33 protein-coding genes and 1 pseudogene are annotated in these 25,273 nt (G+C 59.2%); 1 reads left to right on the top strand and 33 read right to left on the bottom strand.

Translation table 11 applies throughout. The annotated features are described in order from the left end of the window. Positions 1-15 precede the first annotated feature (15 nt). The 3 genes from Q1B40_RS22280 to Q1B40_RS22270 all read right to left on the bottom strand — a co-directional run bounded on the left by Q1B40_RS22280 (position 16) and on the right by Q1B40_RS22270 (position 4,093). Positions 16-810 carry a sterol desaturase family protein gene (locus Q1B40_RS22280; RefSeq protein ID WP_299820279.1) on the bottom strand — a complete coding sequence of 265 codons (795 nt, stop codon included), beginning with the start codon at positions 808-810 and terminating at the stop codon, positions 16-18. Beyond that, positions 810-1,589, bottom strand: a complete 780-nt coding sequence (locus Q1B40_RS22275) for a sterol desaturase family protein (RefSeq protein WP_299819836.1) — start codon at positions 1,587-1,589, stop codon at positions 810-812. Before Q1B40_RS22275 ends, Q1B40_RS22280 begins: the two co-directional genes overlap by 1 nt. 110 nt (positions 1,590-1,699) lie before the next feature. Next, a complete protein-coding gene (locus tag Q1B40_RS22270; RefSeq protein ID WP_299819834.1) occupies positions 1,700-4,093 on the bottom strand; it encodes a patatin-like protein in 2,394 nt (797 codons plus the stop codon). 461 nt (positions 4,094-4,554) lie between these two features. Here Q1B40_RS22270 and Q1B40_RS22265 point away from each other — a divergent pair. After that, a pseudogene (locus Q1B40_RS22265) lies at positions 4,555-5,397 on the top strand (adenylate/guanylate cyclase domain-containing protein); the annotation flags it as partial. Positions 5,398-5,427: 30 nt separating this feature from the next. Here the strand turns inward: Q1B40_RS22265 and Q1B40_RS22260 are convergent. The 30 genes from Q1B40_RS22260 to rpsJ form a co-directional block, all read right to left on the bottom strand. After that, positions 5,428-6,732 carry a replication-associated recombination protein A gene (locus tag Q1B40_RS22260; protein WP_299819831.1) on the bottom strand — a complete coding sequence of 435 codons (1,305 nt, stop codon included), beginning with the start codon at positions 6,730-6,732 and terminating at the stop codon, positions 5,428-5,430. Between the two features lie 9 nt (positions 6,733-6,741). Then, positions 6,742-8,205, bottom strand: a complete 1,464-nt coding sequence (locus Q1B40_RS22255; RefSeq protein ID WP_299819828.1) for a DegQ family serine endoprotease — start codon at positions 8,203-8,205, stop codon at positions 6,742-6,744. 397 nt (positions 8,206-8,602) lie between these two features. After that, the gene (locus tag Q1B40_RS22250) at positions 8,603-10,606 is read right to left on the bottom strand and encodes a methyl-accepting chemotaxis protein (protein WP_299819825.1); all 2,004 of its coding nucleotides are present in this window, start codon (positions 10,604-10,606) and stop codon (positions 8,603-8,605) included. Positions 10,607-10,969: 363 nt separating this feature from the next. Continuing rightward, the gene (gene rplQ, locus Q1B40_RS22245) at positions 10,970-11,395 is read right to left on the bottom strand and encodes a 50S ribosomal protein L17 (RefSeq protein ID WP_299819822.1); all 426 of its coding nucleotides are present in this window, start codon (positions 11,393-11,395) and stop codon (positions 10,970-10,972) included. 185 nt (positions 11,396-11,580) lie between these two features. Next, positions 11,581-12,660 (bottom strand): DNA-directed RNA polymerase subunit alpha, encoded by a 1,080-nt coding sequence (locus Q1B40_RS22240; protein WP_299819818.1) that lies wholly within the window; start codon positions 12,658-12,660, stop codon positions 11,581-11,583. A gap of 31 nt (positions 12,661-12,691) precedes the next feature. Further along, complete coding sequence (gene rpsK, locus Q1B40_RS22235; RefSeq protein WP_068416131.1) at positions 12,692-13,081, bottom strand: 30S ribosomal protein S11; 390 nt, start codon at positions 13,079-13,081, stop codon at positions 12,692-12,694. A gap of 71 nt (positions 13,082-13,152) precedes the next feature. Beyond that, the gene (rpsM, locus tag Q1B40_RS22230; RefSeq protein ID WP_068416278.1) at positions 13,153-13,521 is read right to left on the bottom strand and encodes a 30S ribosomal protein S13; all 369 of its coding nucleotides are present in this window, start codon (positions 13,519-13,521) and stop codon (positions 13,153-13,155) included. Between the two features lie 180 nt (positions 13,522-13,701). After that, positions 13,702-14,298 (bottom strand): adenylate kinase, encoded by a 597-nt coding sequence (locus tag Q1B40_RS22225; RefSeq protein WP_299819810.1) that lies wholly within the window; start codon positions 14,296-14,298, stop codon positions 13,702-13,704. Then, positions 14,295-15,626 (bottom strand): preprotein translocase subunit SecY, encoded by a 1,332-nt coding sequence (gene secY / locus Q1B40_RS22220; protein ID WP_299819807.1) that lies wholly within the window; start codon positions 15,624-15,626, stop codon positions 14,295-14,297. The genes Q1B40_RS22225 and secY overlap by 4 nt, the downstream gene beginning before the upstream one ends. Positions 15,627-15,676: 50 nt before the next feature. Then, positions 15,677-16,144, bottom strand: coding sequence for a 50S ribosomal protein L15 (gene rplO / locus Q1B40_RS22215; protein ID WP_299819804.1), 468 nt, complete (start codon positions 16,142-16,144; stop codon positions 15,677-15,679). Positions 16,145-16,167: 23 nt separating this feature from the next. After that, positions 16,168-16,365, bottom strand: a complete 198-nt coding sequence (gene rpmD, locus Q1B40_RS22210) for a 50S ribosomal protein L30 (RefSeq protein WP_103222480.1) — start codon at positions 16,363-16,365, stop codon at positions 16,168-16,170. 41 nt (positions 16,366-16,406) lie between these two features. After that, entirely contained in the window at positions 16,407-16,973 is a 567-nt protein-coding gene (rpsE, locus tag Q1B40_RS22205) for a 30S ribosomal protein S5 (RefSeq protein WP_068416144.1), read from the bottom strand. Positions 16,974-17,014: 41 nt separating this feature from the next. Further along, complete coding sequence (gene rplR, locus Q1B40_RS22200) at positions 17,015-17,377, bottom strand: 50S ribosomal protein L18 (protein WP_068416147.1); 363 nt, start codon at positions 17,375-17,377, stop codon at positions 17,015-17,017. 12 nt (positions 17,378-17,389) lie between these two features. Then, positions 17,390-17,923: a 50S ribosomal protein L6 gene (gene rplF, locus Q1B40_RS22195; protein WP_068416150.1), complete on the bottom strand. Its 534-nt coding sequence runs from the start codon at positions 17,921-17,923 to the stop codon at positions 17,390-17,392. Positions 17,924-17,964: 41 nt separating this feature from the next. Next, positions 17,965-18,363 (bottom strand): 30S ribosomal protein S8, encoded by a 399-nt coding sequence (rpsH, locus tag Q1B40_RS22190; RefSeq protein ID WP_068416152.1) that lies wholly within the window; start codon positions 18,361-18,363, stop codon positions 17,965-17,967. Positions 18,364-18,375: 12 nt separating this feature from the next. Continuing rightward, complete coding sequence (gene rpsN / locus Q1B40_RS22185) at positions 18,376-18,681, bottom strand: 30S ribosomal protein S14 (protein WP_006936439.1); 306 nt, start codon at positions 18,679-18,681, stop codon at positions 18,376-18,378. Between the two features lie 21 nt (positions 18,682-18,702). After that, a complete protein-coding gene (gene rplE / locus Q1B40_RS22180; protein WP_299819792.1) occupies positions 18,703-19,260 on the bottom strand; it encodes a 50S ribosomal protein L5 in 558 nt (185 codons plus the stop codon). Further along, the gene (gene rplX / locus Q1B40_RS22175) at positions 19,253-19,570 is read right to left on the bottom strand and encodes a 50S ribosomal protein L24 (RefSeq protein WP_299819790.1); all 318 of its coding nucleotides are present in this window, start codon (positions 19,568-19,570) and stop codon (positions 19,253-19,255) included. Before rplX ends, rplE begins: the two co-directional genes overlap by 8 nt. Continuing rightward, positions 19,570-19,938: a 50S ribosomal protein L14 gene (rplN, locus tag Q1B40_RS22170; RefSeq protein ID WP_068416160.1), complete on the bottom strand. Its 369-nt coding sequence runs from the start codon at positions 19,936-19,938 to the stop codon at positions 19,570-19,572. The genes rplX and rplN overlap by 1 nt, the downstream gene beginning before the upstream one ends. Before the next feature lie 69 nt (positions 19,939-20,007). Next, positions 20,008-20,238 (bottom strand): 30S ribosomal protein S17, encoded by a 231-nt coding sequence (gene rpsQ, locus Q1B40_RS22165; protein ID WP_299819785.1) that lies wholly within the window; start codon positions 20,236-20,238, stop codon positions 20,008-20,010. Between the two features lie 10 nt (positions 20,239-20,248). Further along, positions 20,249-20,449 carry a 50S ribosomal protein L29 gene (gene rpmC / locus Q1B40_RS22160; protein ID WP_299819783.1) on the bottom strand — a complete coding sequence of 67 codons (201 nt, stop codon included), beginning with the start codon at positions 20,447-20,449 and terminating at the stop codon, positions 20,249-20,251. Between the two features lie 21 nt (positions 20,450-20,470). Then, a complete protein-coding gene (rplP, locus tag Q1B40_RS22155) occupies positions 20,471-20,884 on the bottom strand; it encodes a 50S ribosomal protein L16 (protein ID WP_299819780.1) in 414 nt (137 codons plus the stop codon). 47 nt (positions 20,885-20,931) lie between these two features. Continuing rightward, the gene (rpsC, locus tag Q1B40_RS22150; protein ID WP_068416171.1) at positions 20,932-21,660 is read right to left on the bottom strand and encodes a 30S ribosomal protein S3; all 729 of its coding nucleotides are present in this window, start codon (positions 21,658-21,660) and stop codon (positions 20,932-20,934) included. Then, complete coding sequence (gene rplV, locus Q1B40_RS22145; protein ID WP_068416173.1) at positions 21,660-22,040, bottom strand: 50S ribosomal protein L22; 381 nt, start codon at positions 22,038-22,040, stop codon at positions 21,660-21,662. Before rplV ends, rpsC begins: the two co-directional genes overlap by 1 nt. A 2-nt stretch (positions 22,041-22,042) precedes the next feature. After that, complete coding sequence (gene rpsS, locus Q1B40_RS22140; protein WP_068416176.1) at positions 22,043-22,321, bottom strand: 30S ribosomal protein S19; 279 nt, start codon at positions 22,319-22,321, stop codon at positions 22,043-22,045. A 12-nt stretch (positions 22,322-22,333) separates the two neighbouring features. Continuing rightward, positions 22,334-23,167 carry a 50S ribosomal protein L2 gene (gene rplB / locus Q1B40_RS22135; protein WP_299819772.1) on the bottom strand — a complete coding sequence of 278 codons (834 nt, stop codon included), beginning with the start codon at positions 23,165-23,167 and terminating at the stop codon, positions 22,334-22,336. A gap of 18 nt (positions 23,168-23,185) precedes the next feature. Then, complete coding sequence (locus Q1B40_RS22130) at positions 23,186-23,479, bottom strand: 50S ribosomal protein L23 (RefSeq protein ID WP_068416180.1); 294 nt, start codon at positions 23,477-23,479, stop codon at positions 23,186-23,188. After that, positions 23,476-24,096, bottom strand: a complete 621-nt coding sequence (gene rplD / locus Q1B40_RS22125) for a 50S ribosomal protein L4 (RefSeq protein WP_299819767.1) — start codon at positions 24,094-24,096, stop codon at positions 23,476-23,478. Before rplD ends, Q1B40_RS22130 begins: the two co-directional genes overlap by 4 nt. Continuing rightward, positions 24,096-24,806 carry a 50S ribosomal protein L3 gene (rplC, locus tag Q1B40_RS22120; protein ID WP_299819764.1) on the bottom strand — a complete coding sequence of 237 codons (711 nt, stop codon included), beginning with the start codon at positions 24,804-24,806 and terminating at the stop codon, positions 24,096-24,098. The genes rplD and rplC overlap by 1 nt, the downstream gene beginning before the upstream one ends. Positions 24,807-24,829: 23 nt before the next feature. Next, complete coding sequence (rpsJ, locus tag Q1B40_RS22115; RefSeq protein ID WP_006936455.1) at positions 24,830-25,138, bottom strand: 30S ribosomal protein S10; 309 nt, start codon at positions 25,136-25,138, stop codon at positions 24,830-24,832. Positions 25,139-25,273: the final 135 nt, after the last annotated feature.

Raw genomic sequence — 25,273 nt, 5'->3', positions numbered from 1 at the left:
TGAACGCGTGCGGGCTTACCCGGTTGCCTTGACCCCGGTTGACCTGACTTTGGTCTCTTCCGTCTCCGGAATTTCCCCGGTCTCTTCCATTGACCGCACCAGCACATCGTATTTCGGATGCACAGTACCGCAAACACGGTCCCAGAACGAAAAGAAGTTTCCGTAATTATAGTGGAACTGGGAATGATGCAGATCATGGAAGGTCGTGCAAATCAGCGGCGAGGGAAACCGCGAGGATCTGGACGCGAAATATTCGAAACCCGAATGGCCGACCATTCCCGAAATCTGGTCAAACAGACGCAGCGCGAAAACGCTGAGCGCCGGAACCGGCAGAACGAACCAGACGAGAAAATAGAAGAAATGCTCGATCAACGTATCGACCGTGGTCGAGCTGTCATTGCTCCACACCGTCGGCGCGATGGACCGGTGGTGCGGCACGTGAAACCTGTAGAGCGCCGGCAGATGCAGGATGCGGTGGCCCCAGTAGAACCAGGCATCGAAGAGCACGAAACACACAGCGAACATCAGCGCAAACGACCACCAGGACAACGCCAGCGGTTCAAACAGCGTCCAGCCCTGCGTCTGCGCGAAGTATCCGCTGGACAGCAGCACGGAAGACGTCGCGAGCGCCTTCATCGAGGCACGGATTTCCTCGGCCTGCCGCTTCAGCCCGTCGCGATGTTTTTGGATGCGCCGTTCCGGATGGCGCGCGTTGATCGCCATCACGGTGAAGCCGGTGGCGAAATAGACAGCCACCATCGCCACATAGACCAGCGCGACAATCACGAGATAATCGACGAGAAGCTCCATCACGCCTGATCCTGCTTGCCGGAATAAAGCGCTTCGAATCCTTCCACCTTGTCGTCATAGGTCGGATGGATCGTGCCGCAGAACCGGTCCCAGAAGGAAAAGTAGTTGGCGTAATTGTAGACGAAATACTGGTGATGCTGGTCGTGGTAGAGCGTGCACAGGAGCGGCCACGGCTTGCGGGCGCTCGGGCTTGCGAAATGCTCGTAGCCGCAATGGCCAATGGCCGCCGAAACCTGATCGAACAGGCGGTGCCCCAGAAACACCAGCGGCGGGATCGGCACCACGAAGAGCACCAGCGCATAATAGGAATGGGCGAACAGCGTGTCGACGCTGGATCCGGCATCGTTCGACCAGACGGTCGGTGTGATCGTCATGTGATGCGGCTTGTGAAACCGGTAGAACATCTTCGTGTGCAGGATCCTGTGGCCCCAGTAGAACCAGGTGTCATGCAGCGCCAGGGAGACTATGAAAAAGACCGGCACGGACCACCAGGAAAGCGCCACGGGCGCAAAAAGCGTCCAGCCGCGCATCTGCGCGTAAAGACCGATCGACAGGCAGCAGCTGGTAATCGCGAGCTGCTTCATCGACGAGCGAATATCGCGGAGCGCGTCGTGGGTCGGTTGCCGTTTCTGGATCTTCCGGTCCGGATGGCGCTCGTTCAGCGCGGTCATTGCCAGACCCGTTGTGAACAATACGATGAGGCTCGCAGCATAAAGCCCGGCGAACATCGCCAGGAAGGCTCCTGGCCCGGTACCCGTGTAGTCAGTCAGAAATTCCATGAACACTTACATTCCGCTCGCGGGACAAAACCCATCCCATATGAGAGTGCGTAGCGAACCAGCAGCCGTGACGTCAAGGATGCACTCGCCGGTTTTCGCCGGATGACAGTCTATACGTCTTCCGCCACATGGGCAAAATCCGGGTAAACCGAGCGGACGAGATCGTCTACCCTTGCAATTTCCTCGGGTATTTCAATGAGTTTGTCCCGTTCTTCCTCCAGGATCGCCAGAAAAATCCTGGCGCGGGCCTGATTGACCTGCATCTGCGGCAAAGTGCCCTTGCCTGCCGCGGACAGGATGATGCTGACCAGTCTGTCGGCGGCGTTGAGCCTCCCCCACAGGTAATCATGCTCCCGCCAGCCGCGATTGAAGAACGCCCCGAAGGAATTCAGCGACTTGCCTTTCAGGTCGAAATTGTCCGTTTGCAGGCTGTCGGCGTCCCGGGGGCTGATCCTGTCGACGAGGATCTCCGTCACCTCCGAAAAATCGTTCCTCTGCAGCACCGGGAAGGTGATCAGGTCGTAAAACCCGAACCCGATATAGGACCGCATCAAGGACGCGTGACGCTCCTTGTCCAGAAAGCTTCGCGCGGTTTTCGCGAATAGCTCATCCTGAAGCCGGTCGAGATCCGCCAGCCCCATCATCGTCGATATGCTCTTGAGCAGCGGCACGACCTGGTCACCGACTGTCTCTGCCCCTGCGTCGAGATCCTTCACAAATCGTTCGGAAAGGTCCCGGCACCGGCCGCCGAAAAACCGTTCCGTCCAGCGCCAGCTCAGGTGGTCGATCTGATCGTAGAGCAGGCCCTTCATGTGATCGAGCGCATCCGTGTCCGGTGGCGGAAGACCGGAGCCGGGTTCGAAATGGTAAAACCCGTTTAGCCTGCGGATCGCAAAGCGCAGGCGCCGAATGCGATAGTCGACATCCAGCCCGCGCAGCATTGCGATGACATGCGGGTCGTTGCGCCCCAGGAGATCCTTGCTCTCAACGGTCAGCGTGGAGAAATGGCGCGCCAGATGCGCCAGAATGGGCTCTTCCTGTTTGCGGGCGTCCGTCAAACCGCTCAACCGGGTCGTCAGCGCGGCAAGACGCTCACTCAGCGAATGCAGTTTCAGCGACTGGTAGTTCAGAAAGGCGAAACCGGCCTGCCGGAAAGCCGCCTCGGTCGCATCCTTGCGGCATTTGGCCAGGATTTCCGGCGTGACGGTCCTGCGTTTCGGCAGCAGGCCCTTCACCGCCTGTTCGACCATCGGTCCCGCAGCATCGATCAGCTGCGCCAGCCAGCGGCTGCGCCGGTTGTTCTGCTCCAGTTCCTTCAGATCGTCGCCGATCGGCTCGTTGCGCGGAATATGCGCCAGGGACGCGAGGATCACCCTGAAGAAACCCGGCAATTCGGCCTGCCGCCCTTCCGCCTCCACCGGTTCGACCGGCGCCGGGTCGATATAGATCAGCCGCCGGGCGACTTCCTTTGTCGCCGGCCGGTCCTGAATGACCTTGATGACAGGCGCAAACGGCTTGTTCATCACGACGCTGCCATCGACAAAACAATGCCTTCCGGTCGTCTCCGGCGACAGGTTCAGCCCATGCTTCAGGAAGGTCTCGCGATGCGGCCAGGCCAGGTGCTGTCTTGCGAGGGCCCGTTCCATCTCGGCAATCGTGGCCGGCGGAAAAGCGCCGGGAAAGGACGACGTCGCCCGGGCGGCAAAGACCAGTTCCGGTATGTTCTCGGCCGCGAACTGGCTATCCACCACACCCGGTGCGCGGTGGACCGCGTGAAAGTTCAGGATGCGGCGGTGGTCCCATTCCTCGACATAGTCCGGATCGTCCAGGTGAATGCGGCGCTTGATGCCGTTGTAGTCCGTGATGGTCACGAACAGATCCAGCGTCTGGCCGCGTGGAATGAGCGTCCGCCCCGGTTCCGCGGCTTCCTCCATCTGCTTGCAGGCATCCAGCATCCAGCCGATGAACCGTTCGCCGGAAAACGGCGGCGAAAACCATCTCGCCTGCATGAAACGACGCAGCTTTTCGCGGGTTTCCGTGCTTTCGATCTGCTTGTTCAATCGCGAGGAGACCAGGCGGTCGAGCATCGGGGAAACCGAAATCTTGAGATAGCGCGAAAGCCCCGACTGCGGCCGCGCCAGACGGGTGACATCGGCGTTTTCCAGCCAGAGCCGGCTGTGGCTGTCGAGGGGCAGATCGTGGGCCAGCGCCCTGGCCAGCATGATGCCGTTCACCCCACCGGCGGACGCTCCGGCGATCGCATCGACCACGACCCGGATGTCGGCAACCGGAGACAGGATATCGAGCAGTTCCTTGTAGGCGCTCTGGACGGGGGGCAGATCCTGCTCCGCGGCCACGTCCCCCGCTCCGCCGGTCTTGCGGTCCAGGCGGACTCCCGAAGCACGAACCAGGTTCAACATTTCGCGGCTCACGCCATGCATGTAGATGGCGAGCGAAACCCCTCCGTAAAAGACAAGGCCAAGCCTGAGTTCGATTTCCTTCATGAAGCCGCCGAAATGATCATTGCTCTCAATATTGCCCGCAGCAGCATAAGAAATAGTTACAATGCCCAGGCCCGGAAAAAGGCATCCGGATTGCCAGCCATTTCATTTCAGCCCTGTGACGAAGCCCGCCATTTGCCGCGAGATACGGCCTTGGGAAGATCACACAATGATACATTTTTCCCTCATGACCCGCGATTATTACGATAAGATAAGCTCCGCTATCAAAAGCGAATCTTGAGACATATCCGCATACGGAACGCGCCACGACGTCGGTACTGCGAATTGAAATGGCAAAAAACTTGAAAAACGAAACGAAAGTGCCTCTTTCAGACGACGCCGCCGACCCGGAGCAGGCCTTGCGGGCGCTGCAGGAAGAAAACAAGTACCTGCATTCCGAACTGGAAGACCTGCGCCTTCTCTACGAAGCGACCATCGAACACGGTGAGGCCGTTGAAGACCAGCTGGCCGACCAGTCGACCCGCATGGAAGATCTGTCCAAGCAGCTGGCAAAGTACCTGTCGCCACAGGTCTACAAGTCGATCTTCGAGGGCCGTCAGGAAGTCAAGATCACCTCGACGCGCAAGAAGCTGACCGTTTTCTTTTCCGATATCGCCGGCTTTACGGAAACCGCCGAGCGGCTTGAGTCCGAGGAACTGACGTCCATCCTCAACCAGTACCTCACCGAGATGTCGAAGATCGCCCTCAAATACGGCGCCACGATCGACAAATATGTCGGCGATGCCATTCTGATTTTCTTCGGTGACCCGGAAACCCAGGGTGTCATGGAGGATGCAATGGCCTGCGTCCGGATGGCGATTGAAATGCAGGACCGGATGGCGGAGCTTCAGGATGTCTGGCGCGAGGCCGGCATTTCCAAGCCACTGAAATGCCGGATGGGCATTCACACCGATTATTGCACCGTCGGCAATTTCGGCAGCAACGACCGGCTGGACTATACCATCATCGGACGCGGCGTGAACACGGCGTCCCGCCTGGAGAGCCTGGCGGCGCCAGGATCGATCCTGATTTCCTTTGAAACCTTTTCCCAGGTGAAGGACCAGATACAGTGCATCGACACCGGCGAAGTGACCGTGAAGGGCATCGCTTATCCGGTTGCGACCTATGAAGTCATCGGCTTGCGGACGGATACCCCGGAAGGGCCGGATCTGGACCTGGCGGTGGTTTCACGGCAGCTGAACCAGCTTGCTCTTCACCTTCCTGGCGCTGTCAGTTCGCAGGAGCGCGAACAGCTTGCCGTTTCGCTCCAGGCCGCGCTGGACCGGCTCAACAGCACGCAGGGCTGACGCAACCTTCCAGCGCCGTGATCGCGCGCGTCAGCCGCGCTCCTTGCGCAATTTGTCCCAATAGTCCAACCGCTTCCTCAGTTCCCGCTCGAAGCCGCGTTGCGGAGGATCGTAATAGGTTTGCCGCCCGAGTTTCTCAGGAAAGTAATCCTGCCCGGAGAAGCCTTCCGGCGCGTCGTGGTCGTATTGATACCCATCGCCGTAGCCCTCCTGCTTCATGAGCTTTGTGGGGGCGTTGAGGATATGCTTGGGCGGCAGCAGGGAGCCGCTGGTCTTCGCGTCGCGCATGGCCGCCTTGTAGGCCACATAGGCCCCATTGGACTTGGGTGCGGTCGCCAGGTAGATCACCGATTGCGCGAGAGCCAGCTCGCCCTCCGGCGACCCGAGCATCTGATAGGCGTCCCGGGCGGAATTTGCCTGAACAAGCGCGTTTGGATCGGCCAGGCCGATATCCTCCACAGCCATGCGGATGAGACGGCGGGCCAGATACATCGGGTCCTCGCCACCGTCCAGCATGCGGCAGAACCAATATAGGGCCGCGTCGGGATCGGAGCCGCGCACGGATTTGTGCAGGGCGGAAATGAGATTGTAATGCCCGTCCGCGCTCTTGTCGTAAATCGGCGCCCGCCGCTGCACGATCTCCTGCAGGCGGTCCGCATCGAAGACCTCGTCCTCCGCCGCTGCCCGCCAGACATCCTCCGCCAGCGTCAGCGCGGAGCGGCCGTCACCGTCCGCCATGCGGATCAGCACCTGCCGGGCATCCGCATCCAGCGGCAATTGTTTTTCCTCGGTCTCCTCCGCCCGGCTCAGCAGACTGTCGATCGCCTCAAGGGAGAGCGAATGGAAGGTCATCACATGGGAGCGCGAGAGCAGAGCGGCATTCAGCTCGAAGGAAGGGTTTTCCGTCGTCGCGCCGACAAGCGTGATCGTGCCGTCTTCCATCACCGGCAGGAAGCTGTCCTGCTGGGCGCGGTTGAAGCGATGGATCTCGTCGACGAACAGCAATGTCGCCCGTCCTCCCATACGCCGGACGCGGGCGGCCTCGAAGACCTTCTTCAGATCGGCCACACCGGAAAAGATCGCCGAGGTCTGCTCGAAGGCCAGGTCGGTCTCATTGGCGAGCAAACGGGCAATGGTGGTCTTGCCCGTCCCGGGCGGCCCCCAGAAGATCAACGACCCGAGCGTCCGCGTCTTCAGCATCCGCGAGAGCGTTCCTTCCGGACCAAGAAGATGGTCCTGGCCGACGACATCGGCAAGCCTGGTCGGCCGCATCCGGTCGGCAAGCGGTCTTGGTCCCGTCTGCTGAAGACCGGAGGCTTCGAAAAGATCGCTCACCCTGCCCTCCTATCCGCGCAAGGTGATCTGCGAGACCTTGCCGTCCCGCTCGATGTCCAGTTGCCACACGCGCGGCGGGGCTTTCGTGATGGCTTCGAGCATGCGCGTCGTTTCGATCTTCTGCCGGTTCACAGCGCGGACAATGTCGCCGGGACGCAGTCCGACCCGGTCGGCTGTGCTGCCCCGGTTGACCTCCGCGATGACAACCCCGTCGAAGGCGCCGCCCTGAAGACCGATTTCCTCGGCGACTGCCGGCGACAGGTTCATCACCGTCGTTCCCTCGAACGGGGAATACTCGATCAGTTCGCGGGTATCGCGCGATGGTACTTCAGGGGCGGGCTTCAGGGAAATGGACAGCGTGATCTCCCTGTTGTCGCGCAATATCAGAAATTCCGCCTTTTCGCCGATCATCTTGGTCGCGAAGCGATAGCCGAACGAGTTCGGATCGACCACTTCCTTGCCGTCGACGGCGATCACCAGATCGCTGACCCTGAGGTCGGCCTCCTGCGCAGGCGAGCCTGGAAAGACGGCCGTCACCAGGACGCCGCGAGGCCTGTCCAGTGAAAGCGCTTCGGCGATCTCCGCATTGACGATCTGGACGGTTGCCCCGAGCCAGGGCCGTAGAACCTTTCCGCCCTGATCCGCCGCGCGCGCCACGAACCGCGCCATATGCGCCGGGATGGCGAAGCCGATGCCGTTCGATCCGCCGGAGCGGGAGAAAATCGCCGTGTTGATGCCGACAAGCCTGCCGGTCATGTCCACCAGCGCGCCGCCGGAATTGCCGGGATTGATCGCCGCATCCGTCTGGATGAAGAACTGGAAATCCGTCACGCCCACCTGCGTGCGCGCCGTCGCTGAGACGATGCCCTGCGTCACGGTTTGCCCGACACCGAACGGATTGCCGATGGCAAGAACGATATCGCCGACCTCCAGACTGTCGGAATCGGCAAAGGCCACATGTTCGAAAGGCCCCTCGCCGCGGATTTTCAGCACTGCCAGATCGGTGCGTTCGTCCAGAAGAACGATATCGGCGTCGAACTCGCGCCGGTCGCTCAGGGCCACCCGCACCTCATCCGCATCCTTGATGACGTGATGGTTGGTGATCACCGTTCCATCGGCGGAAATGATCACGCCGGACCCAAGGGAGGATTCCACCCTCTCCCGGGGCCGGTCGAAGCCACCGCCGGGCTGGCCGAAGAACCGGCGGAAAAAGGGATCGTCGAAGAACGGCGAAACCTGTCTGCGCTGCACGACCTTGCGGCTGGCATAGACATTGACGACTGCCGGGGCGACCTTTTTGACGATCGGAGCGAACGACAACTTGATCTGCGTTTCGTTTTGCGGGACCAGCCGCAGATCGGCCGGTGACGGTTGCGCGGTCTGCGTGACCGCCGCAACCGGCCAGAAAGCGAGCAGTCCCGCCAACATCACCCTGAGCATATGCCGGGCGTTCCCAGAAATTATCAAGCGCATTGCCGGCTCCCCGATACCAAGACACATTGATTATGACCCGTCTGATCGGTCATTCCCAGTCGCCGGAGAGGCGCGTTGCGAAGCTCGGCCTGGTTGGCGGGACGAGCAGCGCAACGAAGTCCGGCGGACAGGAATGGCTCACCGGCGGCCGTTTTGGGAGGGTTTTCGGACGGCGTCCCACGTCTTGTCCGATACCCCGCATCGCGCTGCGACGTGCTCCTTGCCGAAAATCCTCCCAAAACGGTCAGATGGATCAAAATCAATGCTCCCTGGTATTACCTTCGAATCTATCAAGTCTCCTTGCGATACATGGCAGATAGGGAGGAAAAGAGGCAAATACAAAAGCAAAGAGCCGCCGGAAATCCGGCGGCTCTTTTCATTACGAACCTGTTTGGTGTCAGGCGGAGCGGACCTGATCCAGGAAGCTGCGCACTTCCTTATCGAGCTGCTCGGCTTCCATCGCCATGTCCGCTGCTTCTTCGGAGAAGTTCTGCGCGGCCATGTTGGTGTCGTTGGAAAGCGCCGACACGTTGCGGATATCCTCGGTAACCTTGGAGGTACCGCCGGCTGCCCGCTGGGTGTTTTCCGCAATACCCTGGGTCGCGTAGCTCTGTTCAGTGACAGCCGCGGCAACCTCGCTCACCGACTTGGTGATCTCGTCGATGGTCTTCTGGATATCGCCGATCGCGCCGACGGCATCGTCAGTCGCACCGCGGATCGCATCGATCTGCTGCTGGATCTCTCCGGTGGCCTTGCCGGTCTGGGATGCGAGATCCTTGACCTCGGACGCGACGACCGCAAAGCCCCGGCCCGCTTCACCCGCACGCGCCGCCTCGATGGTGGCGTTCAGGGCAAGAAGGTTGGTCTGGTCGGCAATGTCGCTGATCAGCGTGATGACCTCACCAATCCGGTTCGCTGCTTCCGCCAGCGACTTCACAGTCTCGTTGGTGGTCTCCGCCCGCTTGGTAGCGGCGGCTGCAACACTGGAGGACCGCTCGATCAATGTCGAAATTTCCTGGATGGAGCTCGACAACTGGTCCGACGCGGCAGCGATGGATTCCACCTCGGCCAGCGTGTTCTTGGACATCTCTGCCGCATTGGCGGAGGTCTCTCCGGCGCTGTCGGTCATGCTGCGCATGTTGGTGGCCGATTCACGCAGCTTGGTCGCCGAACGGGCGACCTTGTCGACCACCGTTCCGACGGTCGCCTCGAAGTCCCCGGCAAGGCTCGACAGCATCTCGTGACGCTGTGCCGCCTGCCGCTGGGCAGCATCGGCTTCTTCCGCTGCACGGCGCTCGTTTTCATCGGCCGCGTTCTGGCGTATCTGCACGACTGCACGGCCAATGTCGCCGATCTCGTCCTTGCGGTTCGCAGCGGAGATTTCAGCTCCCAGATCACCGGATGCAATCGCATTCAGCGCTCCGACCAGCGTGGTGAGCGGACGGGTAATGGACCGGGAGAAGAAAACCGCGATAACGGCAGCAACGGCAACCGTGATCAGCGACCACATGAACATCTGGTCGCGCATGTTGCTCACTGCCGAAAGCGTTTCCTCAACGCTCTTTTCAGCGACAATCGCCCAGTTCTGTCCCTGGAAAGGCAAAGGACGGGCAACCATCAGGTCAGCCACACCGTCGGCTCCGGTGACCACGCCGGCAGTTTCCGTACCCGCCGCAGCAGCCAGCGCTGGCTCCGCGGTGGACTGTACGACCAGAGCCGTACGGTCACCGGCCAGCGGCATGTCGCTGAGCAGCGTCCCGTCCTGATCCACAACGTAGACCTGGCCGGTTTCGCCGAGGTCGGCCCTGCTGGCGACAACATTGTTGAGGAAGGAGGAATCGATCCGCATGGCAACCACACCGGTCAGGCTGATTGTTCCAAAGGAATTCATGAAGACGGGTGAAGCAAGGAACAGGGAGCTTTCGCCGCCCGCCGGACCGTAGGATTCAAAAACGCTCGTCGCGATCTCGCCTTCGCCCAGATCCCTGGCAGAGGTAAAGACAGCTTCGAGGCCGGATCCGTCCACAAGACCGCCGTCACCGATTTTTTCCAGAAATTCGCCGCCCTTGGTCACCGAATAAAGGATTAGACCGTCGGAATCGATCAGATAGACATCCGAGTAGCCGCCGTTCTTCCAGACATTGTAGAATGCCGGATGGGCCTCCGAATGGCGCCAGGCGTACATGGTCTTCTGCTCTTTGCCGGTAATGGCTGCACGCTCATCGGCTGTCTGCGGCGCGTGAAACAGGCTGAGGATTTCTTCCTTTTCCTTGGAAAGGTTCATCGCCGCATTGCCCAGATTGCTCAGGGGATCCGCGACACTCGATGCGAGATTGACGATCTCCGCCTGAACGGAATGCAACTTGGATTCCAGCAGGGCGGACCGCGCGGTAATCACCATTCCAAGTTCCGCTTCAGCGGCTTTCTGCAAACCGTCCCGGCCAGTTATATAACCGATCACTCCAACCGCGGTACAAGCCGCGACGGTGACCACGATCATCAAAGCAGGAATGACAAAGGAAAGACGTAGAGATAAAAAATTCCTCTTTGCGCCTGAATGTTTCTTGCCAATCACAGTGTATCTCCCCAGCCTAGTCACAACCTAATAAAGGCACTGGGCGGGACGTTACCGGCGACTTCTTAAATCATTGATAATGGTAAAAACTGCTAGGGGAAAAAACGTACTTTTCGGCCATAGGCTTACGCGAAACGAGCAAAGGCGGACCAATGGCCCGCCTTTGCAATCATTCCGCGAAAGTTGTTTTTACGCTGCGTTTTCGGCTGCTTCTGCAGCTTCTGCGCGAGCACGGTCTTCAGCGCCGCGCGCTTCCGGATCCCGGTCAACCAGTTCGATAACTGCCAGAGGCGCGTTATCGCCGTAGCGAAAACCGGCCTTCAGAACGCGGGAGTATCCGCCGCTGCGATCCTTGTAACGCTCACCGAGCGTTTCGAACAGCTTGGCAACCATCGCCGTATCGCGAATCTGCGAAATGGCCTGACGGCGTGCATGAAGTCCACCGCGCTTGCCCAGGGTGATGAGCTTGTCGATGATCGGCTTCATTTCCTTGGCCTTCGGCAAGGTCGTGACGATCTGCTCGTGCTTGATCAGTGACGCTGCCATATTCGCGAACATAGCCTTGCGGTGGCTGGATGTCCGATTGAGCTTGCGGCCGGATTTACCGTGGCGCATGGCCCTCTCCTTTTTCTGTCAGGCAGTCTGCTTGAACCATTGAAGCACTTGCCCGGTTTATCCTCAAGAGCAACCCGTATCCAGGCGGATCACCTGAATACGGACAAGTCGCTCGATTCATTCGTCGGCGAGCATCCTCTTCGCGTTCAGTTGAACGCCGGATGCTCTAGGGACGCGTACGTCCCTTAATACTGATGGTCTTCGTAGCGCTTGGCGAGATCGTCGATGTTCTCAGGCGGCCAGTTGGCGACTTCCATGCCGAGATGGAGACCCATCTGGGCGAGAACTTCCTTGATCTCGTTGAGCGACTTGCGGCCGAAATTCGGCGTGCGCAGCATTTCCGCTTCGGTCTTCTGAATGAGATCGCCAATATACACGATATTGTCGTTCTTCAGGCAGTTGGCGGACCGGACGGACAGCTCCAGTTCGTCGACTTTCTTGAGAAGGGCCGGGTTGAACGCAAGTTCCGGGACGGAGTCCTCGGCCACTTCGCGCTGCGGCTCTTCGAAATTGACGAAGATGGAGAGCTGATCCTGCAGAATACGCGCCGCGAAAGCCACGGCATCATCCGGCTTGACGGAACCATCGGTTTCGACAGTCAGGGTCAGCTTGTCATAGTCAAGAACCTGGCCTTCACGGGTGTTTTCCACCTTGTAGGAGACCTTCTTGACCGGTGAGTACAGGCTGTCGACCGGAATGAGACCGATCGGAGCATCTTCCGGACGGTTGCGGTCGGACGAGTGATAGCCCTTGCCGGTGTTGACGGTGAATTCCATGCGGATCTCGGCGCCCTCATCCAGCGTGCACAGCACGAGTTCCGGATTGAGAACCTCGACATCGCCAACGGTCTGGATGTCACCTGCGGTCACGACACCAGGACCCTGCTTGCGCACGACCATGCGCTTGGGACCTTCGCCTTCCATGCGGATGGCGATTTCCTTGATGTTGAGCACGATGTCGGTGACATCTTCCCGGACGCCCGGGATCGACGAGAATTCATGCAGAACGCCGTCAATCTGGACCGCCGTGACGGCGGCACCCTGCAGGGAGGACAGCAGGATACGGCGCAGAGCGTTGCCCAGGGTCAGGCCGTAGCCACGCTCGAGCGGTTCGGCAACGACAGTTGCCAGAAAGCGGGGATCGTCACCCGGCTTGATCTCGAGTTTGGTCGGCTTGATAAGTTCTTGCCAGTTTTTTTGAATGGTCACGTTTTCGTCCCTTCGGCTATCCCGCTCGGCTTTGGAGGCCGAGCCATTCCTTGCCATTTGGAGAAACTAGTAACTAAAGCGGGAAGCCTTAGACGCGGCGGCGCTTGCGCGGACGGCAGCCATTGTGCGGTATCGGCGTCACGTCACGAATGGACGTGATGAGGAAACCGGCAGCCTGCAGGGCGCGAAGAGCGGATTCACGACCGGAACCGGGACCGCGAACCTCGACTTCCAGCGTGCGCATGCCATGTTCGGCGGCTTTCTTCGCAGCATCTTCCGCGGCAACCTGGGCTGCATACGGCGTGGACTTGCGCGAACCCTTGAAACCGAGAGCACCGGCGGACGACCAGGAGATCGTGTTGCCCTGGGCATCGGTAATCGTGATCATCGTGTTGTTGAACGTCGAGTTCACATGTGCGACGCCAGAAGAAATGTTCTTGCGCTCGCGGCGACGCACGCGCGTCGTTTCTTTAGCCATTTTGTTGTCCTTGTCTTGATCTCTTCACTGCCGTAATTCCGGCAGCTCCACCACCAATCGCTGAGCGATGATTATTTTTTCTTGCCTGCGATCGGCTTCGCCGGACCCTTGCGGGTACGAGCATTGGTATGCGTCCGCTGACCGCGAACCGGAAGGCCGCGACGGTGACGGAGGCCGCGGTAGCAGCCAAGGTCCATGAGACGCTTGATGTTCATCGCGGTGTCGCGACGAAGGTCACCTTCAACCATGTAATCACGGTCGATGGTTTCGCGGATCGAAAGAACTTCCGAGTCGGAAAGTTCATTGACGCGGCGGGCAGCATCGATGTTGTTCTTCTCGATGATTTCCTGAGCGAACTTTTTGCCGATGCCGTGAATATACTGAAGCGCGATGACAACGCGCTTGTTCGTCGGGATGTTAACGCCAGCAATACGTGCCACGTTGGTCTCCATGTTGAGCAGCAGCCGCAACGGCTTGCCGCAGAGAGAAAAAACCCGCGTCCGGTGGAGTCCGGCCCCTGCGGGGTACGAAAATGCCGGGGCGACCCCGGCACAGAGAATGCCGGTCCCACTGTCGTGAAACCGGCTAAACTGTAAGGTAGAACGCGTCCTTTAACGGCTTCAAACCTGTTCGTCAAGTCCTTGCAGCGCGGATTCTATGGACGCTGTTACTTCGTCAATAGATTGCATACCGTCAATCACGGAAAGAAGGTTTGCCTTCTCGTAATAGGGCACCACAATTGCAGTATCGCGATTGTATGCTTCAAGGCGCTGCTTGAAAACTTCCGGGTCATCATCCTTGCGCACGGGCTGACCGGCAGCCTTGGCGTCTTCGGCACGTTTGATAATCCGGTCAACAAGCTTGGTCTGGTCGACGCGCAGTTCAATAACCGCGTCCACCTTCTGATTGCTGTCGTCAAGCATCTTGTCGAGTGCTTCCGCCTGGGCGATGGTCCGCGGGAACCCGTCCAGGATGAAACCTTTCCTGGCGTCGTCTTCGGCGATCCGGTCGTGGATGATGCCGACGACGATCTCGTCAGAGACGAGACCGCCGGCATTCATCACTTCCTTGGCCTGGAGACCTACCGGGGTCTGAGCGGCAACGGCAGCCCGCAACATGTCTCCGGTGGAGAGTTGCGGTATTCCGTGTTTTTCGACAAGGCGCGCGGCCTGTGTCCCCTTCCCCGCTCCCGGCGGTCCTACCAGAATCAGCCTCATCTACGCCTCCCACTCAATTTCGCTTTTTTCACCAGACCTTCATATTGATGCGCAAGCAGGTGGCCCTGGATCTGGGATACCGTATCCATTGTCACGCTGACGACAATCAACAAAGAGGTTCCCCCGAAATAGAACGGAACGCCCGTCGCCGAAATGAGGAATTCGGGTAATAGACAAACGATGGTGATGTAGATCGCACCCACAGTGGTAATGCGCGTCAGCACATGATCGATATACTGCGCCGTCCGTTCACCCGGACGGATCCCCGGTATGAACCCGCCATGCTTCTTCAGGTTATCGGCGGTATCGCTCGGATTGAAGACGATAGCCGTATAGAAGAAACAGAAGAAGATGATCATGGCCGCGTAAGCGATCATGTAGAGGGGCTGGCCGTGACCGAGCGCCGCTGTAATGTAGGTCAGCCATTCATTGCCCGAGCCCTGTCCGAAACCGGCAACCGTTGCCGGCACCAGCAGCAGGGACGAGGCGAAGATCGGCGGGATCACACCTGCGGTGTTGAGCTTCAGCGGCAGGAACGACGTCTGTCCCTGCATCATCTGGTTGCCCATCTGACGCTTCGGATACTGGATCAGCAGACGCCGCTGCGCCCGCTCCATGAACACGATGAACGCGATCACGACCACAGCCAGAATGATGACTGCAAGAATGATCCAGGTCGCGAGCGACCCCTGACGGCCGAGTTCCAGCGTCTGAACGATGGCAGAGGGAAGACCCGCAACAATACCGGCGAAGATGATCAGCGAGATACCGTTGCCGATGCCGCGCGAGGTGATCTGTTCACCCAGCCACATCAGGAACATGGTGCCGCCGACCAGTGTGATCACCGTCGAAGCCCGGAAGAACCAGCCCGGATCGGTAACGACATTCGCCGCCCCTTCCAGCCCGACGGCAATGCCATAGGCCTGGAATGCGGCCAGGATCACGGTTCCGTAGCGGGTATACTGGTTGATGACCTTGCGGCCCTGTTCGCCTTCCTTCTTCAGCTGCTCGAGCGTCGGCACGACGGTCGTCATGAGCTGCATGATGATGGATGCGGAAATATACGGCATGATGCCGAGGGCGAAGATCGCCATGCGCTGCACCGCTCCACCGGAGAACATGTTGAACATGCCGATGATGCCGGACTGGGCCTGGTTGAAGGCCTGCGCAAAAGCTTCAGGATTGATACCGGGCATCGGGATATAGGTGCCCAGTCGATAAACCAAAAGCGCCCCCAGTGTGAACCAGATGCGCTTTTTGAGTTCTTCAGCCTTGGCGAAAGCTGAGAAATTGAGATTTGACGCCAGTTGCTCGGCGGCCGATGCCATGCCCTACTCCGGTCAGATACTTGCTGACAAAATGGGAAAAGCCCAGGCTGTTAAGCCTGAGCTCCCAGAACGGCAACCTTGCCGCCCGCTTTTTCAATCGCTGCTACAGCGCCCTTGGAGGCACCGGCAACTTCAAATGTCACGGCAGCAGTGAGTTCACCACTGGCAACGAGACGCACACCGTCACGGATACGCTTGACGACGCCTGCGGCCTTCAGCGCTTCGACGGTAACCGTCTCGGACGCCTTGAGCTTGCCGGCATCGATGGCCTTCTGAACACGGCCGATGGACACTGTCGTGTAGTCCTTGGCGAAAATGTTCGTGAAACCGCGCTTCGGCAGACGGCGGTGAAGCGGCATCTGACCGCCTTCAAAGCCTTTGATCGCGACGCCGGAACGGGACTTCTGACCCTTGACGCCACGGCCGCCGGTCTTGCCCTTGCCGGAACCGATACCGCGGCCAACGCGGGTGCGGTCTTTCACGGCACCTTCGTTGTCACGAAGTTCGTTGAGCTTCATGTTTTTCTCTCCTCACCCCGTTGTTACGCGTTGTCTTCGACAACACGAACGAGATGCTGGACCTTATTGATCATGCCGCGCACTTCAGGAGTGTCCTTCAGTGTTTTACGACGGTGCATCTTGTTCAGGCCGAGACCGACGAGCGTCGCGCGCTGATCCTTAGGACGGCGCAGCGGGCTGCCAATCTGTTCGACCGTGACAGTCTTTTCGGTGTTCGCCATGGAACCTACCCTCTTTCAGCTGAAAACCGGAACCGCTAAGGTCAAGCCTCAGCGGCAGCCGGAGCCGCCTCATCGTTGTTGTCACGACGCCGGGACTGCAACACAGAGACCTTGAGGCCACGGCGGGCAGCGACGGAGCGCGGGCTGTCTTCCTTGGTCAGCGCAGCGAATGTCGCGCGAACCATGTTGTAGGGGTTCGAAGTCCCCAGCGACTTGGCCACAACATCCTGAACGCCGAGCGTTTCGAAGACGGCACGCATCGGGCCACCTGCGATGATGCCGGTACCGGCCGGAGCCGCACGCAGCAGCACCTTGCCGGCGCCATGACGGCCTTCCACATCGTGGTGCAGCGTCCTGCCTTCGCGCAGCGGCACACGGATCATCGTGCGCTTTGCAGCTTCTGTTGCCTTCCGGATGGCTTCCGGCACTTCACGTGCCTTGCCATGACCGAAGCCGACACGGCCCTTCTGATCACCAACCACAACCAGAGCAGCGAAGCCGAAGCGACGGCCACCCTTGACCACCTTGGCAACGCGGTTGATGTGAACGAGCTTGTCGACGAATTCGCTGTCTCGCTCGTCGCGATCGCGATGTTCCTGTCTCGCCATATTATACGTCTTCCGTTCTTAAGAGCGCCAGCGGGCGCTGGTCAGAATTCAAGTCCACCTTCACGAGCTGCATCAGCAAGCGCTTTAACGCGCCCGTGATACTGGTACCCGCCTCGGTCAAACACGACCTGCTTGATGCCGGCCGCGACTGCGCGCTCGGCGACAAGCTTGCCAACGGCTGCGGCTGCAGCAACGTCGGCGCCCGTTTTCAGGTTGCCCTTGAGATCTTGTTCGATCGTTGAAGCAGAGGCAATCGTATGCCCCTTCGCATCGTCAATGATCTGGGCGTAGATCTGCTTCGACGAGCGGAAGATAGAAAGACGCGGACGATCTCCTGCGGCTTTCCTGATCGAACGACGCACGCGATCGCGACGGCGCTCGAAAGCTTGTTTGCTGTTCGCCATGATCCTGGTCCGTTACTTCTTCTTGCCTTCTTTGCGGACGATGAACTCGCCTGCATATCGAACACCTTTGCCCTTGTAGGGCTCCGGCGGGCGGAATTCACGAATTTCAGCAGCAACCTGGCCGACACGTTGTTTGTCGGTTCCGGAGATGCTGATTTCCGTCGGTTTCGGGCACGCGATATCAATCCCCTCGGGGATCGGATAAATGACGTCGTGCGAGAAACCCAGCGCCAGCTGAAGGTTCTTGCCCTGGATCTGTGCGCGGTAACCGACACCGGTCATGGCGAGGTCTTTCTTGAAGCCCTCGGTCACACCGGTGATCAGATTCGCCACCATCGTCCGGCTCATGCCCCACATGGAGCGGGCCGGCTTGGTGTTGTTGCGCGGATCAATCCTGATACCGTCATCCGTCATTTCGGCCAGAACAAGATCATTGAGCATGAAAGACTTTTCGCCTTTCGGGCCCTTGATCGTAACCGTCTGACCGTCGATCGATGCCGTTACCCCGCTTGGCACGGGGACTGGCTTTTTGCCAATACGAGACATTTGACCAACCTTGTCGTTGTTTCAAAAGTGAGTCTGTCGCATCAGAAGACGCGGCAGAGAACCTCACCACCTACATTTTCATCCCGCGCCTGATGGTCGCTCATGACGCCGCGCGGGGTCGATATGATCGACACGCCCAGGCCATTGGAGACATGCGGGATATTTCTCACCGACGAGTAAACGCGGCGGCCCGGCTTTGAAACCCGCTCAATCGTGCGGATAACCGGCTCGCCATCGAAATACTTCAGTTCGATTTCCAACTCGGACTTGCCGCCCTCGTATTCAACCGTGGTGTAGCCACGGATGTAACCCTCTTTGGCGAGCACATCAAGTACGTGCGCGCGCAATTTGGAATTTGGTGAGCTGACCTTGTTTTTGCGACGCATTTGCGCGTTGCGAATTCGGGTCAGCATATCCCCCAACGGATCAGAAATTGCCATCGGAGTTTCTCCTTACCAGCTCGACTTGACCAGGCCCGGGATCTTGCCCAGGGAACCCAGTTCACGAAGCGCAATACGCGACATCTTCAGCTTGCGATAAAAACCGCGCGGACGGCCGGACACTTCGCAACGGTTGCGAACGCGGTTCGGCGCGGAGTTCCGCGGCAGTTTCGCCAGCTTGAGACGGGCATTGTAGCGCTCTTCCAGGGACAGGCTTTCATCTTTAGCCAGTGCCTTCAGAGCAGCGCGCTTCTCTGCGTATTTCTTTACAAGCTTCTCGCGGCGCTTGTTTTTCTCGATTGCGCTTTTCTTCGCCATCGTCGATCCCTTCCTTGCCCGTTACTTCGTGAACGGGAAGTTGAACGCGCGCAGAAGCTCGCGTGCTTCGTCATCCGTCGGCGCCGTGGTGCAAACGATCACGTCCATGCCCCAGATCTGGTCGACCTTGTCGTACTCGACTTCCGGAAACACGATGTGTTCCTTGATGCCCATGGCATAGTTGCCGCGGCCATCGAAGCTCTTCGGGTTCAGACCCCGGAAGTCACGAACGCGCGGCAGCGCGATGGTGATGAGACGGTCAAGAAATTCGAACATCTGCTGGCTGCGCAAGGTGACCTTGACGCCGAGCGGCATGCCTTCGCGGACCTTGAAGGTCGCGATGGATTTCTTCGCCATGGTGATAACCGGCTTCTGACCGGCGATCGCCGCCAGGTCGTCCGCTGCAACACGGGCTTTCTTGGAATCGCCGACGGCTTCACCGACACCGATGTTCAAGACAACCTTTTCCAGCTGCGGAACCTGCATGACGTTCTTGTATTCGAACTTTTCAAGAAGCTGCTTGCGCACGACTTCATTGTAATGCGTCTTGAGACGCGGCACGTAAGTAGTCTCAGCCATCGATCAGGTCTCCCGAACGCTTGGCCACACGAACCTTGGTGCCATCGTCCTGAACTTTGAAGCCGACGCGGGTCGCCTTGCCGTCCTTCGGATCGGCCAGTGCGATGTTCGACATGTGGATCGGAGCTTCCTTCGCCACGATGCCGGCTTCCTGCGCCTGGGTCTGCTTCTGGTGACGGCGGACCATATTGATACCGCGAACCAGAGCCTTGTTATCGGACGTCAGAATCTGAACGACCTCACCCGACTTGCCTTTGTCACGACCGGTCAGCACGACAACCGTGTCGCCTTTTTTAATTTTCGCAGCCATCAGAGCACCTCCGGCGCGAGCGAAATAATCTTCATGTGGTTCTTTGCGCGGAGTTCACGCGGCACCGGTCCGAAGATACGGGTGCCGACGGGCTCCTTGTTGTTGTTGACCAGCACGGCCGCATTGCGGTCGAACCGGATCACGCTGCCATCGGGACGGCGGATATCCTTAGCCGTGCGCACGACGACAGCCTTCATCACGTCGCCCTTTTTGACGCGCCCCCGCGGAATAGCCTCTTTCACGGAAACAACGATGATGTCTCCGACCTTGGCATATTTACGCTTGGAGCCGCCGAGCACTTTGATGCACATGACACGACGGGCACCGGAATTGTCGGCGACGTCGAGGTTTGTTTGCATCTGAATCATGACTGGCTGCCTTGTTCTTCTAGCGGCGCACGGGTCACGTGCGCCTGATGCTCACTGAATGGAGCGCGATCACTGGGTGATCACGGTCCAACGTTTGTTTTTCGAGATAGGCGCGCACTCTTCGATCTGAACAGAATCGCCGACCTTGTAATTGTTGCTTTCGTCATGCGCCCGGTACTTCTTCGTCCGGCGCACAGTCTTCTTCAAAAGCGGGTGTGTGAAGCGGCGCTCCACGTTCACCGTGACCGTCTTGTCATTGGCGTCGCTGACTACGGTGCCCTGCAGGATACGCTTCGGCATTGCCGTCTCCTTACGCGTTCGCCGTCACACGCTTGTCGCGCATGATCGTCTGGATGCGCGCGACGTCACGGCGGATTTGCCGGACACGCGCGGTATTTTCAAGCTGACCCGTGGCCTTCTGGAAGCGCAGGTTGAACTGCTCTTTCTTCAGGGCCTCAAGCTCACTACGGAGCTCATCGAGGGTCTTTGCCCTTACATCGGAAGCCTTCATGGCTGTAACTCCTCGCCTGCCCTACTCGCCGATACGCTGAACGAAGCGGCACTTGATCGGCAGTTTGGCGGCGGCAAGACGCATGGCTTCACGCGCAATGTCTTCCGGCACACCGTCGACTTCAAACATGATCCGGCCTGGCTTGACACGACAAGCCCAGAAATCCGGCGAACCCTTACCCTTACCCATACGGACTTCGGCAGGTTTCGAAGAAACCGGGACGTCCGGGAAGATTCGGATCCAAACACGACCTGCACGTTTCATGTGACGGGTCATAGCACGACGGGCCGCTTCGATCTGACGTGCCGTAACACGTTCCGGCTCCAGAGCCTTCAGACCGAATGCGCCGAAGTTGAGGTCAGTGCCTCCCTTCGACAAGCCGTGAATGCGGCCTTTGTGCTGCTTGCGGAACTTTGTGCGCTTCGGTTGCAGCATCGTTCTTCTCTCGTCTTTCTTTTCTTACGAGCGGCAGGCAGCTTGATTTAAGCTGCGCGCTCGCGGCCCCGATCCCGGCGTCCGCCGCGATCACCCTGATGTCCTTCGGAAGCTGCAGTCGCGCGGCGTTCGGACGCCATCGGATCATGCTCCAGAATTTCACCCTTGAAGATCCAGACCTTCACACCGCACACGCCATAAGCCGTGTGGGCGCTTGCGACACCGTAGTCGATGTCCGCACGCAGAGTGTGAAGCGGCACGCGGCCTTCACGGTACCACTCGATACGCGCGATTTCCGCGCCACCGAGACGGCCGCCGCAGTTGATCCGGATGCCCTGGGCGCCGAGACGCATGGCGGACTGAACGGCCCGCTTCATGGCGCGGCGGAAGGCAACACGGCGTTCCAGCTGCTGTGCGATCGAAGCGGCAACCAGGGTCGCGTCGATTTCCGGCTTGCGCACTTCAACGATGTTGAGATGCACTTCCGAATTCGTGATTTCGGCAATCTTCTTGCGAAGACGCTCGATATCGGCACCCTTTTTACCGATGACCACACCCGGACGACCGGAGTGAATGGCAACACGGCACTTCTTGTGCGGGCGCTCGATAACCACCTTGGAGACCGCAGCCTGCTTGAGTTCCTTCAGCAGGAACTCACGGATGCGGAAATCTTCATGAAGAAGGTCGCCGTATTCGTTCTTGTTCGCATACCAGCGGGAATCCCAGGTGCGGTTGATCCCGAGGCGCATGCCGATCGGGTTTGTCTTGTGTCCCATCAGGCAGTCTCCTCAGTTTCACGAACAACGATGGTCAGGTTCGAGAAAGGCTTCTCGATCCGGCCGACACGTCCGCGAGCACGGGCCTGGAACCGCTTGATGACAAAGGCCTTGCCAACATGAGCTTCGGCAACCACCAGGTTGTCGATGTCCAGGTCATGGTTGTTTTCCGCGTTTGCGACGGCGGACATCAGGGTCTTCTTGACGTCCTGCGCGATGCGCTTACGGGAGAATGTCAGGTCCGCAATCGCGGAACCGACTTTTTTACCGCGGATCGAAGCCGCAACGAGGTTCAGCTTGCGCGGCGAAACGCGCAGCATACGGGTCATTGCCCGGGCCTCATTGTCAGCGAGCGTCCGCTCACGCTTCGGCTTGCCCATCGTTACTTCCTCTTCGCCTTCTTGTCGGCGCCGTGTCCGTAATAGGTCCGGGACGGAGAAAACTCACCGAGCTTGTGACCAATCATTTCTTCAGACACCAGCACCGGAACGTGCTTTTGACCGTTGTAGACGCCGAAGGTCAAACCTACGAACTGCGGAAGAACTGTTGAGCGGCGGCTCCAGGTCTTGATGACCTCGTTCCGGCCGGACTCACGAACCTTGTCCGCCTTCTTAAGCAGATACCCGTCGACAAACGGACCTTTCCAGATCGAACGTGCCACGATCCTTGTCCTTTACTTCTTACGCGCGTGGCGGCTGCGGACGATAAACTTATCGGTCTGCTTATTGCGCCGTGTGCGTTTGCCTTTGGTCGGTTTACCCCAGGGGGTAACCGGATGACGTCCACCGGAAGTCCGGCCTTCACCACCGCCGTGCGGGTGGTCGATCGGGTTCATGGCAACACCGCGAGTGTGCGGACGGATGCCAAGCCAGCGAGAGCGGCCTGCTTTACCCAGGTTCACGTTGGAGTGGTCCGGATTGGACACGGCGCCAACGGTTGCCATGCAGGTTCCCAGAACACGGCGCTGCTCGCCCGACATCAGGCGCAGCGTGGTGTAACCCTGGTCACGGCCAACGATCTGAACGAAGGCGCCTGCGGAGCGGGCGATCTGGGCGCCCTTGCCCGGCTTCATTTCGATGTTGTGCACGATCGTGCCGACCGGTATGCGCGACAGCGGAGCGGCGTTACCCGGCTTCACGTCAACGCTTTCACCGGCAATAACGGTGTCGCCGACACCCAGGCGCTGAGGCGCCAGGATATAGCTCAGCTCGCCGTCTTCATAACGGATCAGCGCGATGAATGCGGTCCGGTTCGGATCGTATTCCAGGCGCTCGACCGTCGCCGGCACGTCCCACTTGCGCCGCTTGAAGTCGACAAGACGGTAGGACCGCTTGTGACCGCCACCGCGGTTCGGAGACGTCAGGCGACCGGTGTTGTTGCGTCCGCCCGATTTGGACAGGCCTTCGGTCAGTGTCTTGACCGGCTTGCCCTTCCAGAGACCGGAGCGGTCAACCTGAACAAGCTGACGGCGGCCTGGGGACGTTGGGTTGAATGTCTTAAGTGCCATTTTTCTTAAGTCCCCGCCTTAGAGCCCGGTGGTCACGTCGATTGCGTGACCTTCCTGCAGCGTTACGACGGCCTTCTTGAAGTCAGACTGACGGCCAAGACGTCCACGGAAGCGCTTGACCTTGCCCTTGCGGACGAGGGTGTTCACCGCCGTTACCTTGACACCGAACAGCGCTTCTACTGCGGCCTTGATTTCCGGCTTCGTTGCATCGTTCGCAACTTTGAAGACAACCTTGTTCTCTTCGGAAGCCATTGTCGCCTTCTCGGTGATTACCGGGCCGACGATTTTGTCATAATGAGGAAGTTTGCTCATTTGAAGCGCTCCTCAAGTGCGGACACCGCTGCCTTGGTCAACACCAGGGTGTGAGCCCGCAGGATGTCGTAGACGTTGATGCCCTGCACCGGCAGCACATCCAGATGCGGAATGTTGCGCGATGCCAGAACGAAGTTGTTGTCGACTTCGGCACCGTCGATCACCAGGGCACTGGTCAGACCCAGCTTCGCGAGCTGTTCCTTGAGAGCCTTGGTCTTCGCTTCGGCCGCCTTGGCGTCCTCAACGATGACGATACCGTCCGCCTTGGCTTTCGCCGAAAGGGCATGCTTCAGGCCGAGGGCGCGAACCTTCTTGGGCAGATCGTGACCGTGGTCGCGAACGACCGGGCCGAATGCTCTGCCGCCACCGCGAAACTGCGGGGCCTTCTTGTTGCCGTGACGTGCGCCGCCCGAACCCTTTTGGCGGACGAATTTCTTCGTCGTGCCAGTAACTTCGGAACGGCCCAGCGTTTTGTGGGTGCCGGCCTGGCGTTTCGCCAGCTGCCAGCGCACCACACGGTGGATCAAATCGGTGCGCGGCTCGAGACCAAAGATCTCGTCAGACACCGTGATCGAACCGGCCGCCCCACCTGCGAGGGTCTTGACCTGGAGTTCCATCACTCACTCTCCTTCCCGGCGGCTTCAGTCGCTTCGGATGCCTTGAATGCACCCGGAACCGGAACGTTTTCCGGCAGCGCCTTCTTGATCGCATCGCGGACCAGGATCCAGCCGCCCTTGGCGCCCGGAACAGAGCCCTCGACCATGATCAGGCCACGCTCAACATCAGTGCGCACAACCTTGAGGTTCTGCGTGGTCACGCGGGCATCGCCCATGTGACCGGCCATCTTCTTGCCCTTGAACACGCGGCCCGGGTCCTGACACTGACCGGTAGAACCGTGTGCACGGTGCGAGACCGAGTTACCGTGCGATGCACGGCCCCCACCGAAGTTGTGACGCTTCATCGCACCGGCAAAACCCTTACCGATGGATGTGCCCGTCACGTCGACGAACTGGCCTTCGACGTAATGGTCTGCGGTCAACTCCGCACCGACGTCGATGAGATTATCCGCAGAAACGCGGAACTCGGCGACGGTTCGCTTCGGTTCGACCTTTGCAATTGCAAAATGGCCGCGCAACGCCTTGGGCGTATTTTTGACTTTACGGATACCGGCGCCGAGCTGCAGCGCGGTGTATCCATTTTTTTCGTCAGTCCGGTGGGCAACCACCTGGCAATTTTCCAGCCGCAGAACAGTGACCGGAACATGCTCGCCCGCATCATTGTAAATGCGGGTCATGCCCACTTTCTGAGCGATCACTCCAGAACGCATGGATGTGTCCCCTTTGACCCGCTTTAGAGCTTGATCTCGACGTCAACACCAGCGGCAAGGTCGAGCTTCATCAGCGCGTCCACCGTCTGGGGCGTCGGATCAACGATATCGAGAAGCCGCTTATGCGTACGCATCTCGAACTGATCCCGGCTTTTCTTGTCGATGTGCGGACCGCGAAGCACCGTGTACTTCTCAATCCGCGTCGGCAGCGGTACGGGACCCCGCACCTGAGCACCGGTCCGCTTTGCCGTATTGACGATCTCCTTTGTGGAGGCGTCCAGAATACGGTGGTCAAACGCTTTCAGGCGGATCCGGATATTCTGACCGTTCATTGTTATTGTTCCCAATAAGACTGCGGGCCTGCCCGCGTTTCATTCAGTTCACCGGCAGGCCCGGCAGTCGGTTTCATCTTAAGCGATGATGGATGCAACGACGCCGGCGCCGACGGTACGGCCACCTTCGCGGAT

Origin of the sequence: uncultured Roseibium sp., from assembly GCF_947496995.1 — a bacterium.
Classification (GTDB): Bacteria; Pseudomonadota; Alphaproteobacteria; order Rhizobiales; family Stappiaceae; genus Roseibium.
This window is presented reverse-complemented; position numbering and strand designations above follow the sequence as displayed.